This is a genomic window from Mycolicibacterium stellerae, from assembly GCF_003719305.1.
GTDB classification, from domain to species: Bacteria; Actinomycetota; Actinomycetes; order Mycobacteriales; family Mycobacteriaceae; genus Mycobacterium; species Mycobacterium stellerae.
On record NZ_RARC01000039.1, the window covers coordinates 1 to 15124 of the forward strand.

General features: G+C 65.6%; 16 protein-coding genes. 3 read left to right on the plus strand and 13 right to left on the minus strand.

Going from position 1 to position 15124, the window contains the following annotated elements:
* Window positions 1-115 precede the first annotated feature (115 nt).
* The 3 genes from D6M19_RS30355 to D6M19_RS30365 are packed head-to-tail and all read left to right on the plus strand — an operon-like array spanning window position 116 to window position 2551.
* Window positions 116-1261: an EspK C-terminal domain-containing protein gene (locus D6M19_RS30355; RefSeq protein ID WP_164478771.1), complete on the plus strand. Its 1146-nt coding sequence runs from the start codon at window positions 116-118 to the stop codon at window positions 1259-1261.
* Window positions 1243-1572 (plus strand): hypothetical protein, encoded by a 330-nt coding sequence (locus D6M19_RS30360; protein ID WP_164478772.1) that lies wholly within the window; start codon window positions 1243-1245, stop codon window positions 1570-1572. Before D6M19_RS30355 ends, D6M19_RS30360 begins: the two co-directional genes overlap by 19 nt.
* A gap of 31 nt (window positions 1573-1603) precedes the next feature.
* Window positions 1604-2551, plus strand: coding sequence for a GDP-mannose 4,6-dehydratase (locus tag D6M19_RS30365; RefSeq protein ID WP_123029012.1), 948 nt, complete (start codon window positions 1604-1606; stop codon window positions 2549-2551).
* Window positions 2552-2580: 29 nt separating this feature from the next.
* Here the strand turns inward: D6M19_RS30365 and D6M19_RS30370 are convergent, their stop codons facing one another.
* From D6M19_RS30370 to D6M19_RS30430, 13 genes are all read right to left on the minus strand, one after another.
* The gene (locus D6M19_RS30370; RefSeq protein ID WP_164478773.1) at window positions 2581-3024 is read right to left on the minus strand and encodes a colicin immunity domain-containing protein; all 444 of its coding nucleotides are present in this window, start codon (window positions 3022-3024) and stop codon (window positions 2581-2583) included.
* A complete protein-coding gene (locus D6M19_RS30375) occupies window positions 3021-3560 on the minus strand; it encodes a hypothetical protein (RefSeq protein ID WP_123029014.1) in 540 nt (179 codons plus the stop codon). Before D6M19_RS30375 ends, D6M19_RS30370 begins: the two co-directional genes overlap by 4 nt.
* Complete coding sequence (locus D6M19_RS30380) at window positions 3557-3820, minus strand: hypothetical protein (protein WP_164478770.1); 264 nt, start codon at window positions 3818-3820, stop codon at window positions 3557-3559. Before D6M19_RS30380 ends, D6M19_RS30375 begins: the two co-directional genes overlap by 4 nt.
* Window positions 3821-3861: 41 nt before the next feature.
* Window positions 3862-4857: a WXG100-like domain-containing protein gene (locus D6M19_RS30385; protein ID WP_206428678.1), complete on the minus strand. Its 996-nt coding sequence runs from the start codon at window positions 4855-4857 to the stop codon at window positions 3862-3864.
* On the minus strand, window positions 4854-5138 hold the full coding sequence (locus tag D6M19_RS30390) for a WXG100 family type VII secretion target (RefSeq protein ID WP_123029015.1): 285 nt from the start codon (window positions 5136-5138) through the stop codon (window positions 4854-4856). Before D6M19_RS30390 ends, D6M19_RS30385 begins: the two co-directional genes overlap by 4 nt.
* Window positions 5138-5452, minus strand: a complete 315-nt coding sequence (locus D6M19_RS30395; protein WP_123029016.1) for a WXG100 family type VII secretion target — start codon at window positions 5450-5452, stop codon at window positions 5138-5140. The genes D6M19_RS30390 and D6M19_RS30395 overlap by 1 nt, the downstream gene beginning before the upstream one ends.
* A 374-nt stretch (window positions 5453-5826) precedes the next feature.
* Entirely contained in the window at window positions 5827-6126 is a 300-nt protein-coding gene (locus tag D6M19_RS30400) for a Psi4 family immunity protein (protein WP_123029017.1), read from the minus strand.
* Entirely contained in the window at window positions 6123-7433 is a 1311-nt protein-coding gene (locus D6M19_RS30405; protein ID WP_123029018.1) for a colicin D domain-containing protein, read from the minus strand. Before D6M19_RS30405 ends, D6M19_RS30400 begins: the two co-directional genes overlap by 4 nt.
* A 44-nt stretch (window positions 7434-7477) precedes the next feature.
* Window positions 7478-7819 (minus strand): DUF2304 domain-containing protein, encoded by a 342-nt coding sequence (locus D6M19_RS30410; RefSeq protein ID WP_123029019.1) that lies wholly within the window; start codon window positions 7817-7819, stop codon window positions 7478-7480.
* Window positions 7816-8505 (minus strand): polyprenyl-phospho-N-acetylgalactosaminyl synthase PpgS, encoded by a 690-nt coding sequence (locus D6M19_RS30415; RefSeq protein ID WP_123029064.1) that lies wholly within the window; start codon window positions 8503-8505, stop codon window positions 7816-7818. The genes D6M19_RS30410 and D6M19_RS30415 overlap by 4 nt, the downstream gene beginning before the upstream one ends.
* Window positions 8506-8529: 24 nt before the next feature.
* A complete protein-coding gene (locus tag D6M19_RS30420) occupies window positions 8530-9804 on the minus strand; it encodes a hypothetical protein (protein WP_407665425.1) in 1275 nt (424 codons plus the stop codon).
* A complete protein-coding gene (locus tag D6M19_RS30425; RefSeq protein ID WP_123029021.1) occupies window positions 9771-11099 on the minus strand; it encodes a M1 family metallopeptidase in 1329 nt (442 codons plus the stop codon). The genes D6M19_RS30420 and D6M19_RS30425 overlap by 34 nt, the downstream gene beginning before the upstream one ends.
* Window positions 11096-15025, minus strand: a complete 3930-nt coding sequence (locus tag D6M19_RS30430; RefSeq protein WP_123029022.1) for a Pls/PosA family non-ribosomal peptide synthetase — start codon at window positions 15023-15025, stop codon at window positions 11096-11098. The genes D6M19_RS30425 and D6M19_RS30430 overlap by 4 nt, the downstream gene beginning before the upstream one ends.
* Window positions 15026-15124 lie beyond the last annotated feature (99 nt).

Consider the following 15124-nt stretch of genomic DNA (forward strand, 5'->3'; position numbering starts at 1 on the left):
AAAAGAGGAGAGAAAAGAAGAAAGAAGAGAAGAAGAAGGAAAAGGAGAGAAGAAGAGAGAAATGTGAAAGGAGAAGAAGGCAAACGAGGAGAGGCTGGGTATCGGGGGAAGGGAGATGTGTAAAAGAGGCAACCTCGCGGCATTCGGTTCGGATATTCCCCGAGGGACCCCGACGCCACCCACACCGTCGACGCCCACCGTCGCCGCCAGCGGCGCGGGCGGGGGCGCGGGCCTGCCTTCGGGCGCTGCTTCGGCGGCCATCTCCTCGACCGGCGTGCCACCGAGCGTGCTGGCCACATCCGGCATCGCCGCCACCGGCACCGGCGCAGCAATAGTCAGCTCCGAAACCCAGGACCAACATCTCGACGACGCCATCCAGCTCGCCTACGAACTCCTGCACGCCTCTCGGATGTATCCCGGCCTGCACTGGTGCGTCGGCATTTTCAAGGTCGCGACCGGTGTCGAGACCATCATTGTCAGTAACGACGGTGCGAGCTACATCCCGCCCGGTGTCTACGTACCGCGTTCTGCCCGAGTGCTTTTCGCCGATCCCGAACTGAGCTCCGGCTTCCAAGCCAAGTTTTTCGGCTGGGTCAACCCCACCGTGACAATGGTCGCCTACGCCGCCGAGCGTGCCGTGCTCGATCCCAACGTCGAGTTGTACGCGCTCGCCGCGACCACCGACCCAGGCGGCTCATCTGTGCTTCCCGCCCGCCGCGCCGGCGTGCCCCACTACCAGGACTGCGACTCGACGCGTTCGCCCATCGATCCCGCCACGCCCGCACCCGAACTCGACGAGTCACGACTGCACCGCTTGGCCGTGATGTCCCCTCAGAGTTACGAGCAACTCGTCGACGCCACCCTGCCTCCAACTGAACGGCGGTCGGCGGCATGGGAGGCGACCGCCGGTGCCGTAGCGACCGCCCTCGCAGGTGTCGAGCCGCTTCGTATCGAAGTGGCGCCCGTCATCCGTGAGGTTCTCGGCGGTCTCGCGAGCGGCTCGCCCATCTCAGACGAACAGTGGTCTGCCCTGGCCGAGGTGCGCCTCTACGGCAAGTCGCTGTTCATGCGCCCGGGATTCATCGAGGTCGAACCGTCCGGTGACCCGAACACCACCGTGCTCTACCGCGCCCATCACAACCTGGACCGTGCCGTGGAGGCACTTTCGCTGTGGCGTGGCGACAACCCGGACTATGCCGATATCGTCTATGCCACTGAGCAGGTCGCAAAGGAGGGACAGCTATGGCCGCTAAGGACATAAAGCTCAACCCTGAAGAGACGCTCGGCCACGTCAGCAAGATTGCTGCGACGATGGCCGAGGTCTCAGTGCCAGGCCCGGTGCCGCCGCTATCGCCGCCGACCAGTCCCATCGACGTGGCGCTGAACGCGGTAGCCGCCGCGGCCGCCGAGAAGGCGGCAGCCTCGTCGGAAGCACTGGCGACCCGCGGTACCGAGCACAGCGCCGCATCCACCCGGGCAGTGGCAGCCATGCAGGCGCAGGAAGAGAAAAACACCGGCAAGATCACCGAGATCCAAAGCCAGGTGCTGCAGGCGGGTATCACCAACCTCTAGGGCGCACAGCGGCCGTCGGTATGGTGAGCCGATGCGCACATTGGTGACGGGGGCAGCCGGATTCATCGGATCCACGCTGGTCGACCGCCTTCTCGCCGACGGACATGCTGTCATCGGCCTCGACGACCTCAGCTCAGGCAACAGCGTCAATCTCGGCGAGGCCGACCGGCACTCCGACTTCGAGTTCGTCAAGGCCGACATCGTCGAGGCCGACCTGATTGATCTTCTTGCCGACATTCGGCCCGAGGTCATCTTTCACCTCGCTGCCCAGATCTCCGTCAGTCATTCGGTCCAAGAGCCGCAATTCGACGCGGCCGTGAATGTCGTCGGCACAGTGCGTCTAGCCGAGGCCGCCCGCCGCGCCGGAGTCCGCAAGATCGTGCATACCTCGTCGGGCGGATCCGTGTACGGCACACCGCCGAGCTATCCGACGAGCGAGGACGCACCGATCAACCCGGCCTCGCCCTACGCCGCGAGCAAGGTGGCCGGTGAGGTGTACCTCAACACCTTCCGTAACCTCTACGGCATCGAGTGCTCACACATTGCACCCGCGAATGTCTATGGGCCGCGCCAAGATCCGCACGGTGAGGCCGGTGTGGTCGCCATCTTCTCGCGCGCACTCCTCGCCGACCGGCCGACGAAGATCTTCGGCGACGGCAGCGACACCCGTGACTATGTTTTCGTCGATGACGTCGTCGACGCCTTCGTCCGAGCGTCCGGTGACGACGGCGGCGGCCAGCGCTTCAACATCGGCACCGGCGTGGAAACGTCTACCCGGCAGCTACATTCGGCGATCGCAGCCGCGGCCGGTAAGCCCGACGAGCCAGAATTTCACCCGCCACGGCTCGGGGACTTGCGTCGCTCCTGCCTCGATATCAGCCGCGCTGAGCGGGTTCTCGGCTGGACGCCAAAGGTCAAACTCAACGACGGCATCGCTAGGACCGTAGCGTTCTTCGCTGAGGAACAGATCGCCCAATAGCCGTCGGTGTCACGGATCGGCACCCGCGACTAATCGAATCCGAGTTCGCGCAGTTCGCGTCTAGCGCGAATCGCGCACTCCCGGAGTTGTTCGTCGTCGAGGTCCGCCGGCTCTGTTCTGAGTTCCGGGTAGGCGACGTAGGTGTCGGCGTCTCCGAATAATCTTTGAATGACGGGAAAAATCGGAGCGCCAAAGACCCTTTGCTCTGATTTCATGGTCGACAGATAGGATTTCTGAAACTCAGGAGCACTGATAACGTTGGTGATGAAGTTGTCGATTAGGCCAACGTAGACTCGAAGGTCCGGCCGTTCATTTGGCCGCTTGCTCATTGAAGTCTCCCTCCCTCCCTCCAAGACGACGCCACCCGCCATCGCACCGGTATCACCCAAAATCTGGACATTGACCGCGAATGCGTCATACACGACGTTCTCATCGAAGTGCACTGCTCTCAAGTAGAATTCGCGCGTCGTCACCCGTGTAACGGCAGCTGACCGGCGGTGACATCGACGCGCAGTTCGTCCATGATCGACTCGACCCGGATCGTCAACCCGTCGACGCATAGCAGCACGCCGACGATTACCCCAAAATTTTCGATGTGGCCCTCGGCAACGGCTTCCGCCACAGGGAAGCCTTCTGCCTCCAGTTGCTCCTTCAGGTGAATCTCTGCGATGCGCGCAACGCGTCTACCACAGACGTCGGCGAACGGATGCTCGCCGGAAACGTCGAACAGGGACCACTTCCCGTGCTCTGCGACGTAAGCACGGTTTTCTTCGGATAGTTCACCAGCGAAAGGATCACGCCATGGCGTCGATCTGACGGTGAGGTCTCGTCCGTTGGCTCCCGACTGAAACAGAACGACGGATCCGTCGTTGAACTCGAGCTGCAATGGTCCTTCATTCCGCTCGACAACGTCACCGATGGCGTAGAACACGCGCTGTAATGAACGGATCGTTTTGCCAACCAGTCCTTCGAGATCACGGTGCACTTGTGCTGTGTCCTGCGTCGTCATCGAGGTGCTGCCTTTTTGAACCAGTCGCTATCGGCGCCGTTCTTGAAGATAGAGACGAAGTCGCCGTTCTCCTTGGTGATTACGATGTCGTCCCCTAGTCGATAGAACCAAAAGTTCGCGCCCCCGCCAGTCTGTGGATGGTATACACCTTGCCGGACCTCATCCGGGTTGTTAAAGATGTCTTCAATGTGTTGCCGCACCCAAGCGCGAGCATCTGGGTCGTTCGGTTTCAAGCCGTAATCTTCAGCGTGCTTGCCCACCTTGTGGCCGAATTGCGCGCTATCGACCTTCAGCTCCGGACCTACATCGCGCAGCAGCGGTTTCGGCTCCTCGGGTTGTTCCCTGCGCGCGAGGTTTTGATGCGTTCCAGGCGTTTGCGCACGCCGGCGATGTCGTGGGCCCTTTTGACGCCTTGGCTGATGTGTTTGGAGATCTTCCAGGCGCTGATGGCCGAGCGGATGGTGCCGGCGAATTTGGTGATGGTGTGGGCGGCTTTGGCGGTGCCTGCGGCGGCGCCGACTCCGAAGCTGACGCATGCGGCGAAGATGGAGATCACTGCGGTGGCGGCCAGTTCGACCGCCAGGTCGGTGAGGATGTCTCCCAACTGCTGGCGCAGGTCGTCGAGGGCGGCCTTGTAGTCCCGGCACGACTGCGCCAGCTCGCTGCAGCCGGCCAGAATCGCCGACGTCGCATCCCGCAACTCGCGCAGATCGCTGGTGAGGTATTCGACCTCGGGGGACTGGGTGTCGCTAAACGCGCGGGCGTTGACGTCGAGCGCCTCCACGACGGTAACGGTCTGATACACCGTGGCCAGCCGGTCCCAGGCGTGGGCGGCGGTGTCGACCTTGACGGTGTCGCCGTCGGGCACCGGCACGCCGACCTGCTCGACGAGGCCCAGCGCGTCATCCCACAAGCCCTGGCCGGGGCCGCCCGCCGACGGCGGCGCCGAAAGAACGCCGGCCACACTGGCTGGATCGGGTGGGCGCTGCGGCGGCGCGCCCCGCTGCCCTGGTGTGGCGTTGTATTCGGCGACGGCGTGGTTGTAGCCGGCTTGGATGATCACTCCGCCGTAGTTCTGCAGCGCCGTGGTCAAATCGTTGACCGAATCCAAGACTTCGCGTGCACGCCCGTCGTACGACTGCGCCCACGCGGTGCCGGCATCATCGGTGCCGGCCATCGCGCCGGTATCACCCAGAATCTGGACGTTGACGGCGAACGCGTCGTACACCTCACCGGCCAACTCGTACAACCGGTTGCCGACCGCGTAATAGGTATCGGTGTCGACGTCCTGGGTCATGTCAGCATTGCGACGTTCAGCCGGGCAGCCTCGGTGTAGTTGCTGTGTGCGGCGTGTGCCGCGTGTCGCAACTGTGACAACGCTTCACGCATCTGGTGTGCGGTGCTCATCCACTCCTGGTGCAGGGTGTAGTGCGCGACGGCGCCTTTGCCCTGCCACGACTCGTGCAGCGCGACGACTCGATCGTCGACCTGGGCAGCGATCATGTCGGCTCGCTCGTCGAAGGCGTGAAGCTTGTCGACGAAGGCCAGCAGTTCATCGAGTTCGACTCGGTAGCGCATTACCAGGCGACCTCAGTTGGCACGTTTCGCACCGACCCCGCAGAGGCGCTCTCCTGCTCGTCGTATCCAACCGCGGCCCGCTCGAGCTGCTGTGACGATCCAGCGAGCCTCTCGACGAGCGTGGCCGCAGCGTCGTGCCACTCCTCCCACAAAGCGCCATACGAGGCTGCGGCAGCACCCGACCAGCCCGACACGATGCTGTCCCATTCCCGCGACAGCCTCGCCAGTTCTGCTCGCAACTGCTCGGCATCACCGCCAACGGCGCTCGACGTCTTGAGTGCTTGCGGTACATCAACCCGGATATCGGCGACCACACATCAAGCCTATGGGCCGCGAAGACTCACTCCCGCACCAATTTTGCGGCGGCGGCGTCAGCGTCCGCATGATCGAATGTGCGGATTTGTACGCCTCCTCCGCGTGTCGCGTACGAAACCGCACAGTCGAACCGAGCGCTAGAACCCCCCTCTGGTTCGAGTGGAGTCATCCTCGTTGGCTTGTATCCATCGAATCGCGATCATTGCGTCTCCACTTGGGCGTGCGACGGCACGGTCGGCGCGGGCGCGACGACTGGTCGTCGGGTCTTGCGCTGGCACGCGATCTCCCACGTCTGCGCTCAACGCTGGAAAGAAGACCCGAAAGCTTTGTTTACGCGCACCTCGCTTGATCTTTGGTGCTGCCTTGGTCACGACTAGTTGTATCCGAGTTCTCGAAGTTCGCTTCGAGCGCGGATTGCGCACTCCCGGAGTTGTTCGTCGTCGAGGTCCTCTGGCTCCGTTCGAAGTTCCGGATAGGCGACATATGCGTCAGCATCTCCGAATAGTCTCTGAAGAACATCGAAGATTGGAACCTCGAGACCTCTGTTCTCCAATTTCAGAGCAGAGAGGTATGCCTTCTGAAAATCAGGCGCGCTCATGCGGTCGGCGATGAACTCTTCAATCAGATGGATGTACCAACTGAGATCCGGTAATTCGTCTGGCTGCTTACTCACCGGAGCTTCCCCCAATCTAGAACACCGCTGACCTGGTCGTCGCCTAGTCGCCACCCACTGACGAACTCGCCGTTCGGTTTCTGAATCACGGCGAGTCCAGTGTTCGGGTTGTAGTTAATGATCGCTGGATCCCCCCTGTAGGTGCCGTTGATGTGCAGGGTAGCTGGGTCATCGACCTGGTTCCTGACTGCGCGCTCAAAGGCATTAAACCCGGCTCTGCCGCGTGGCTCGGTCACTCCGAAATCGGCTGCGTGCAGGTCGAATTTCTTTTCGATCTGGGCCCGAGATGTCGTCAGGGGAGTGCTCGGAGTTGTGTGGACGGCGGGTCCGACCGGTTCCTCTGGTTTGCCCGTCCGCCCCAAGCTCTTGATGCGTTCCAGGCGTTTGCGCACGCCGGCGATGTCGTGGGCCCTTTTGACGCCTTGGCTGATGTGTTTGGAGATCTTCCAGGCGCTGATGGCCGAGCGGATGGTGCCGGCGAATTTGGTGATGGTGTGGGCGGCTTTGGCGGTGCCTGCGGCGGCGCCGACTCCGAAGCTGACGCATGCGGCGAAGATGGAGATCACTGCGGTGGCGGCCAGTTCGACCGCCAGGTCGGTGAGGATGTCTCCCAACTGCTGGCGCAGGTCGTCGAGGGCGGCCTTGTAGTCCCGGCACGACTGCGCCAGCTCGCTGCAGCCGGCCAGAATCGCCGACGTCGCATCCCGCAACTCGCGCAGATCGCTGGTGAGGTATTCGACCTCGGGGGACTGGGTGTCGCTAAACGCGCGGGCGTTGACGTCGAGCGCCTCCACGACGGTAACGGTCTGATACACCGTGGCCAGCCGGTCCCAGGCGTGGGCGGCGGTGTCGACCTTGACGGTGTCGCCGTCGGGCACCGGCACGCCGACCTGCTCGACGAGGCCCAGCGCGTCATCCCACAAGCCCTGGCCGGGGCCGCCCGCCGACGGCGGCGCCGAAAGAACGCCGGCCACACTGGCTGGATCGGGTGGGCGCTGCGGCGGCGCGCCCCGCTGCCCTGGTGTGGCGTTGTATTCGGCGACGGCGTGGTTGTAGCCGGCTTGGATGATCACTCCGCCGTAGTTCTGCAGCGCCGTGGTCAAATCGTTGACCGAATCCAAGACTTCGCGTGCACGCCCGTCGTACGACTGCGCCCACGCGGTGCCGGCATCATCGGTGCCGGCCATCGCGCCGGTCCCACCCAGAATCTGGACGTTGACGGCGAACGCGTCGTACACCTCACCGGCCAACTCGTACAACCGGTTGCCCACCGCGTAATACGTATCAGTGTCGACGTCCTGCGTCACCAATCAAGCGTATTGCCGGCTGACAACCCCTCCCGCGGCAATTCTCAACCCTCGTCGGGGACGCGGGCGCCTTGCAGCGCAACAGCTCTGGCCAGCCGCGCATATCGCAACTCTAGCTCCTTGAACCGCATATACGTGCTCAGCGTGGTGAACACGAACGCGATGATCAACACGTAGCCGATCAGGTCCGCACCGCGGTCCACGCCAAGCCAATTCGCGACGACAGTGGTGTCATCCGGCCGCAGGACCGCATACACCGCCGCGATCACGAACAGCACACCACCGACCTTCACCCACGCCTTGGTGCGCGCGCTCGTCCGCGACCGCAACAGGTAGACCAGCAGCGCGACGATCGACAGGATCAGAAGTGCCTGAATCCAATTCATCGGGACAACCTCCCTCGCAGCAGCCCGTCGAACACGATGTTCACCCCGTTGAGCAACGGCTGACCTTTGGACTTCGAGTAATCCGTGTAGAGGATCTCAACCGGCTCTTCGGCTACCCGCCAACGATTTTCGACGGCGAGCGCGATGAACTCGCTTGCGTGGCTCATCCCGCTCATCGTGATGTTGAGCTCGTCGGCCACCTTCTTGTTGAAGACCCGAAGCCCGTTGTGCGCGTCGGTCAACCGCAGTTGCCGGCTGTTCGGGCTCAACAACGCCGCCGCACGCAAGATGACCCGCTTCATGAAAGGCGGCTTGCTCACGTTCGGCTCGGCGAACCGTGTGCCGACCACCATGTCGACGTCGTCGGCGGACAACCGGTCGATCATGGCGACGACGTCTTTCAGCCGGTGCTGGCCGTCCGCATCGAACGTCGCGAACACCTGCGCTCCGGGCTGCCTCCGGGCGTACTCGACGCCGGTCTGAATCGCCGCGCCCTGCCCGAGATTGACCGGATGCGAGACGACGTGGGCCCCCGCGCGCAGCGCCAGATCGCCAGTACCGTCCTTGCTGCCGTCGTCGACGCAGACGACGTTGTCGAAGACCGAGCGAATGTCGCCGATGACGTCGCCGATGACGCTCGCCTCGTTATAGGCGGGGACGACGATCCAAACATCCTGGTAGCGCATATCGATGCGCACTAAAATACACGCTCAGCGTATCGATCCCCTGGCAAGCGCCACCAGGTGCACGGCGATTCCCACCATCGGCCCACACAGCAGTGCGATCACCGTGCGGGTCTGCAGGCCGAGCGGCAGCAGCAACAACAGCATCGACGCCAACGTCGCGCCGATCCAACCCGCCGAATACGCGCGGTGCAGCGCCGCCGCCACCGTCGCCGCCCCCGTCAGCGTCAGCAGTGCGATCGCGATCGCCGCCGCGGTCAGCCATGCGAGCAAGCTACCGCTGGCGCGGTAGTCCTCGCCGAACGCCACCCTCAGCAGCCACGGCCCGAAAGTCCCGGCCGCGGCCACCCCCACCGCGCCCAATCCGGCGACTACCGCGGCCGGTGCCAGCAGGGCCCGCAGTCGCTCCGTGCGCTGGTCGACGAAGTGTGCGATCAGATTGCCCTGCATGGCCGTCAGGGGCACCAGCAGCGGCGCACGGGTCAGCGTCACGGCCAGGATCACCACGCCGCCCGCCGCACCCAGATCACCCGACGTCGCCTTGAGCAGCACCGGAAAACCCATCACCAGGATCGCGCTGGCACCGGCCGCCGCGATCGAATGCGCCGCGCCGCGCAGGAAGGTCACCGTCCCGCCGGGCGTCATCAGCGCCGCCGCCGCCCGCGTCGACGGTGAGGCCATCAACATGATCAGCCACGCCACCGCTCCGCCAACGGTCGCCCACAGATAGCCGACGAGCCCCCAACCGATCACGAAGGTGGTCGCCGCGACCGCCACCCGGATGCCCGCGTCGGTGACCATGAGCGCCCCGTACTGCGTCCACCGCCCGACACCGGCCAGCATTCCCAGCAGGGTGGCGTGCAGACAGAACCCCGCGAGCCCCACACTCAACAGCGCGACGCTGAGCCACCGCGACTCGACGAAGACGTGTCCCGACCACAGCGGCGAACTGGCGGCGATCACCACCGCCGCGACCACACCGACCATCGCCGCCACCCGCATGGGGTGCGTGCGTGGGCCCGACGCGATCTCGACGTAGCCGGTCGCCCGCACTTCGCGCGTCGCTTCCTGCAACAGACCGTTGGCCGCCCCAGTCACCAACCCGAACGCACCCCAGAACACGCCGAACACCGAGAAGCCGGCCGGTTCGAGGTCGCGCGCGGCGAGGTACAACACCGCATACCCACACAGCGCGGTGATGGCGGTGGCGACGCCGACGCGGGCGACGCTGCCGCGGGTGATCGGGCCGGTGGGGGTGGCCGCGTCGGTCACAACGCCGGCACGTCCGTGGAGTACAGCCACGCATCCCACAGCGGGCGCAGTGACACATCTGCGTAATTGGCCGCCAGACCGGTGAAGTCGTCGGTCACTGCGGTCGAGTGGCGGTGCCGCGTCATCCAATCCTGCAGCAGCGCAAAGAAGTCATCGTCACCGATGGCCTGTCGCAGAGCATGAAGGGTGAGCGCGCCGCGCTTGTACACCCGGTCGTCGAACATGTCGCGCGGGCCGGGATCGGACAGCAGCAGATTCTGCGGCGAATCGACCAGCCGCTGGTAGTAGTGCTGCGCCCACTCGTCGGCGGTCTGGCCGCCCGATTCCTCCGACCACAGCCACTCGGCATAACAGGCGAAGCCCTCGTGCAGCCAGATGTCGCGCCACCGCCGGGCAGTCACCGAATTGCCGAACCATTGATGCGCCAACTCGTGGGCGATCAACCGCTCCGAGCCACCGCTGCCGTCGCAATGGTTGGCACCGAAAATCGAAATACCTTGCGCCTCAAGCGGTATCTCCAAATCGTCGTCGGTAACGACGACCGTGTAACCGGTCGACAGCGGATACGGCCCGAAGCGCTTGACGAACAGCTTCATCATCTGCGGCTGCCTGCCGAAGTCATGGTCGAAGTTCCGCTTCAGCCGAGCAGGCAACGCTGCGTGTATCGGCACAGGTGTTTTCTGCAGCCGGTACGACTCGTACACGCCGATCTGAAGGGTGGCCAGATAGGTGGACGTCGGCTCGGCGAGCTCGTAGGTCCATGTCGTCATCGCCGCCCGCGTGCGCCGGGACTTCAACTCGCCGTTGGCAATCGCCCGGTACGGATTCTCAGTGGCGATCTGGATGCGATAGCTGGCCTTCGAGCTGGGGTGGTCGTCACATGGAAACCACGACGCGGCGCCGTTGGGCTGCCCCGCAACCAGCACGCCTTCGGTCAATTCCTCGAAACCGACCTCGCCCCACAGGGACCGGACGGGTCGCGGCGTGCCGCCGTAGCGGACCTCGATGGTCATCGCCGCTCCCGCAGGCAATTTCGAGGACAACGTGATGCGCAGCTTGCCGCTCGAGCAGCTGAATGCGGCGGGCCGACGTCCGTTCACCGACACCTTCGTCACCGCGAGCGCACTGGAGAGATCCAGCGTGAAGGTTCGTAGTTCGGCAAGGGTGACGGCGGTGATCGTCGCCGAGCCCGCGAGCCGGTTGATCGCGACCTTGTACTCCAGATCGAGTTCGTAGCGTGACACCCGGTAGCCGAAGTTGCCGTTGTGGGGCAGATACGGGTCGATGACCGGAACTTTCTTCGCCGCCTTCTTCAATCGGCTCACGCGGCGGTGTCCTCGGGCGCCTTCTCCGGCACGTCGGCACCGCGCTTCTTGCCGAACGCATTCCACGGAGCGATCGGGTTGCCCTGCCACCGGGTCGACGGTGGAACCTCGTCACCGCGCATCACCAACGACGCCGGCCCGACGGTGGATCCGGCACCGAGGCGTGCCGCGGGCAGCGCCACACAATGCGGCCCCAACGTCGAACCCTCCTCGAGAACGACGGTGTCCATCCGCATCACCCGGTCGTGGAACAGGTGTGTCTGCACGACGCAGCCACGGTTGACGGTGGCACCCCGCTCGAGCGTGACGAGATCCGCCTCGGGCAGCCAGTAGGACTCACACCAGACACCCCGACCGATCTTCGCCCCCAGTGCCCGCAGCCACAGGTTCATCACCGGCGTTCCGGTGGCGGCCTTGGCGAACCAGGGTCCCGCGACGGTTTCGACGAAGGTGTCCGAGACCTCGTTGCGCCAGACGAACGCCGACCACAGCGGATGCTCGACAGCCCGGATACGGCCCACCACAACCCATTTCGCAATCACCGCGATGGTACCCGCAACCGCTCCTGCGACCAGCAGAACGACGCCGCTGCCAAGGGTCGCCCACAGGTAACCGAACTCGACGATCAGCGCCTGCAACGCGAAGAGCACGCCAACGCCGATCGCGAACGTCACGATCACCGGCACCAGCCGGCACGTCTCCACGAAGCCCCGCATGACCTTGAGGCGGGTCGGCGGATGGAAGGTGCGCAGCGCATCGGCGGCGGTTGGCTGGCGGCGCAACCGAATCGGTGGGCTGCCCAGCCACGACGACCCCGCCTTCGATTTGGGCGGGGCTGCAGACAACACCGCGACCAGGCCGTCGTCGGGCACCTTGCGCCCGGGCTGCGTGATCCCGGAATTGCCGAGGAACGCCCGCTTTCCGATCGTCGCCCCTGCGACGTGAATCCAGCCGCCGCCGAGCTCGTAGGACGCCACCATGGTGTCGTCGGCCAGGAATGCGCTGTCCTCGATCGTGGTGAACTTCGGCGTCAGCAAGGCCGTGGAGATCTCGGTGCCGCGGCCGACCTTCGCCCCGAGCACCCGCAACCAGGTCGGCGTGAGAAGGCTGGCGTACAGCGGGAACAGGTAGTGGCGGGCGGCATCCATCAGGCGTTCGGTCGCCCATATCTGCCAGCCCGACCGGCTGCGGACCGGGTGGTATCCCTCGTGCAGCCACAGCGAGAGCACCCGCACCCCGACGACTGTCAGCGTCGCGTAGACAACCAGCGCGACAAGCGTCGCGACCGGGATCCACACCAGTGCCCGCATCGCGGCGTCGGTCAGCGACGCGGAGTCTCTGATCGCCCAGCCGATCACGGCCAGCCCACAGCCAAGCGCAGCAAGGGGTAAGGCGCCCAACAGCATCGACGTCACTCCGTAGACCAGCACCCACAGTGGCGCCCTGCCGGGGCGTTCCTCCGGCCACGGATGGCGGGCCTTGCCGGACTTCACCGCGGGCGAACCCTTCCAGTACTGCCCCTTCTTCACCCGGTCGACCACGCCAGAGCCGGGGGCCACGTCGGCGTTCTTCCCGACCGTGGCGCCAGGCAGCAGCGTCGTACGCGCACCGATGGTGCAGTCATTGCCGATCGTGATGGTGCCGACATGGAAATGGTCGCCGTCGATCCAGTGCCCGGACAGGTCCACCTCCGGCTCGATCGAGCTTCGGTGGCCAAGGGTGAGCATCCCCGTCACCGGAGGCGCCGAATGCAGGTCGACGCCCTTGCCTACCTTGTTGCCCAAAGCCCGGGCGTAGTACACCATCCACGGCGCGCCTGCCAGGTTCTCCGCACCGCTGGCGTCGGCGAGCCGCTCGGCGATCCAGACCCGGAGGTGCACCGAACCGCCGCGACGGTACGTGCCCGGTCTCAGGGAGCCGACCAGTATTCGGGCGCACAGCACCGCGATGCCCATCCGCCCCAAAGGCGCGACGAACAATACAAACCCGCCGAGGATCCACCACCAGTTGATGGGGATTAACCACGACACCGGGCTGACGGCCGCTGCGACATTGTTGATCAGCGCCAGCCACACCACCCACTGCAGGCCGGTCAGCGTGGCCAACGGCAGCGACATCGCAACCTGAAAGGCCTGCGACAGCAACGGCATCGGCCGCACCCGCCTCGTCTCGACCTTCGGGGGCGGGGCCATCTCGTCGAGGAAACCGGCCAGCGAACCCAGCCGCGGGTGGTCGTAGAGGTCGGCGACCGTCACCTGCGGGTAGCGCTCGCGCAGCGCGGCGACCAGCTGCGCCGCCGACAACGAGCCACCACCGAGCGCGAAGAAGTCGGCCTCGGGACCGTCGACGGATGCCGCCAGCACGCCGCGCCACAGCCCAGCCAGCCAGCCCATCGTGCCGCCGAGATCAGGTGCCCCCTCGTCGGGACCGCCGGCGACTGGCCACGGCAACGCATCCCGGTCCACCTTTCCCGACGTGCGGGTCGGCAGCTCGTCGAGGAGCACCAGCCGGGGCACCAGCGCAGCGGGCAGGGACTCCGCCAGCGTCGTGCGGGCCGCGGCCAGGTCGAAGGCGGGGTCGGCGCTGGCGATGTAACCGACGAGCAGCGGGGTGCCGCTCGCCGTCCGCCGCACCGCGGCGGCGCCGCCGCTGACACCGGGCAGATGCACCAGCGCCGCGTCGACCTCGCCCAGCTCGATGCGCCGTCCGCCGACCTTCACCTGATCGTCGGCGCGGCCGCAGAAAAACAGGCCGTCACGCTCGAGGCGCACCAGATCGCCGCTGCGGTAGGCGCGGTTCCAGTCCAGCGTGGGCATCGGCGCGTACTTCTCGGCGTCCTTGTCGGGGTCCAGGTAGCGGGCCAGACCGACGCCGCCGATCACCAGCTCTCCGACTTCGCCGACCGCCACCGGCGCGCCGTCCTTGCCGACGACGGCCAGGTCCCAGCCCGGCAGCGGCAGCCCGATGCTGACGGGTCCGGTGCCGTCCAGCCTGGCCGCGCATGCGACGACGGTGGCCTCGGTCGGTCCGTAGGTGTTCCACACCTCGCGACCCGCGGAGTCCGGTCCCGCAGCCAACCGCTCCGCCAGCTCCGGCGGGCAGGCCTCGCCGCCGAAGATCAGCAGCCGCACCGCCTCCAGCGCCTCGGCAGGCCACAACGCGGCCAGCGTCGGCACCGTCGACACCACGGTGATGTCCTTGGATACCAGCCACGGCCCGAGATCCATCCCGCTGCGCACCAGCGAGCGCGGAGCAGGCACCAGGCATGCGCCGTTACGCCAGGCCAGCCACATCTCCTCGCAGGACGCGTCGAACGCCACCGACAACCCGGCCAGCACCCGGTCACCGGGTCCAATTGGATTGTCCTGCAAGAACATCCGCGCTTCGGCATCGACGAACGCGGCGGCGTTGCGATGGGTGACCGCGACGCCCTTTGGGGTTCCTGTCGAACCGGACGTGAAGATGATCCACGCGTCATCGCGACCCAGCGGCGCCGCTGCACGCCAGCCGCGGGACTCGCCCGCTCCTCGGGTCAAGCCCGCCTCGGTGATCACGCCGACGACGTTGGCCTCCCCGAACACCAGGGCGGCGCGTTCGTCGGGGTCGTCGGCGTCGACCGGCACATAGGCGGCACCGGTGGCGAGGGTGGCAAGGATCGCCACGTACAGGGCGTAACTGCCCGACGGCATGCGGATACCGATGCGATCGCCGCGGCCGATCCCGCGGGCCGCCAGCCACGCGACGCTGTCCTCGATGTCGGTGATCAGTTCGCTGTAGGTCAGTTGGACGGAGCCGTCGTCGATGGCGGCCGCGTCGGGGTAGCGCGCCGCCGTGTCGTAGAGGATGTCGACCAGCGTGCGCGGTGCAGGGGCGTACGGCGAGAGCAGGTACTGCTCAGGTACCTCAGGCGGAAAATCCCCAGTCACGCCTACAACGTACTAACCGTCGGCGGCGGCGCGTCCGAGCCTGACGCGGCGCGTGACAAATCGCCCGAAAGTTTCGCGGGGGCCATGCTTGGATTCTCG

Excerpts from the sequence above, each read along its gene's own strand:
- D6M19_RS30360 (WP_164478772.1), top strand. The coding sequence starts at position 1,243 with ATGGCCGCTAAGGACATAAAGCTCAACCCTGAAGAGACGCTCGGCCAC.
- D6M19_RS30355 (WP_164478771.1), top strand. The coding sequence starts at position 116 with ATGTGTAAAAGAGGCAACCTCGCGGCATTCGGTTCGGATATTCCCCGA.
- D6M19_RS30410 (WP_123029019.1), bottom strand. The coding sequence starts at position 7,819 with ATGAATTGGATTCAGGCACTTCTGATCCTGTCGATCGTCGCGCTGCTG.
- D6M19_RS30415 (WP_123029064.1), bottom strand. The coding sequence starts at position 8,505 with ATGCGCTACCAGGATGTTTGGATCGTCGTCCCCGCCTATAACGAGGCG.
- D6M19_RS30385 (WP_206428678.1), bottom strand. The coding sequence starts at position 4,857 with ATGACCCAGGACGTCGACACCGATACCTATTACGCGGTCGGCAACCGG.
- D6M19_RS30390 (WP_123029015.1), bottom strand. The coding sequence starts at position 5,138 with ATGCGCTACCGAGTCGAACTCGATGAACTGCTGGCCTTCGTCGACAAG.
- D6M19_RS30365 (WP_123029012.1), top strand. The coding sequence starts at position 1,604 with ATGCGCACATTGGTGACGGGGGCAGCCGGATTCATCGGATCCACGCTG.
- D6M19_RS30375 (WP_123029014.1), bottom strand. The coding sequence starts at position 3,560 with ATGACGACGCAGGACACAGCACAAGTGCACCGTGATCTCGAAGGACTG.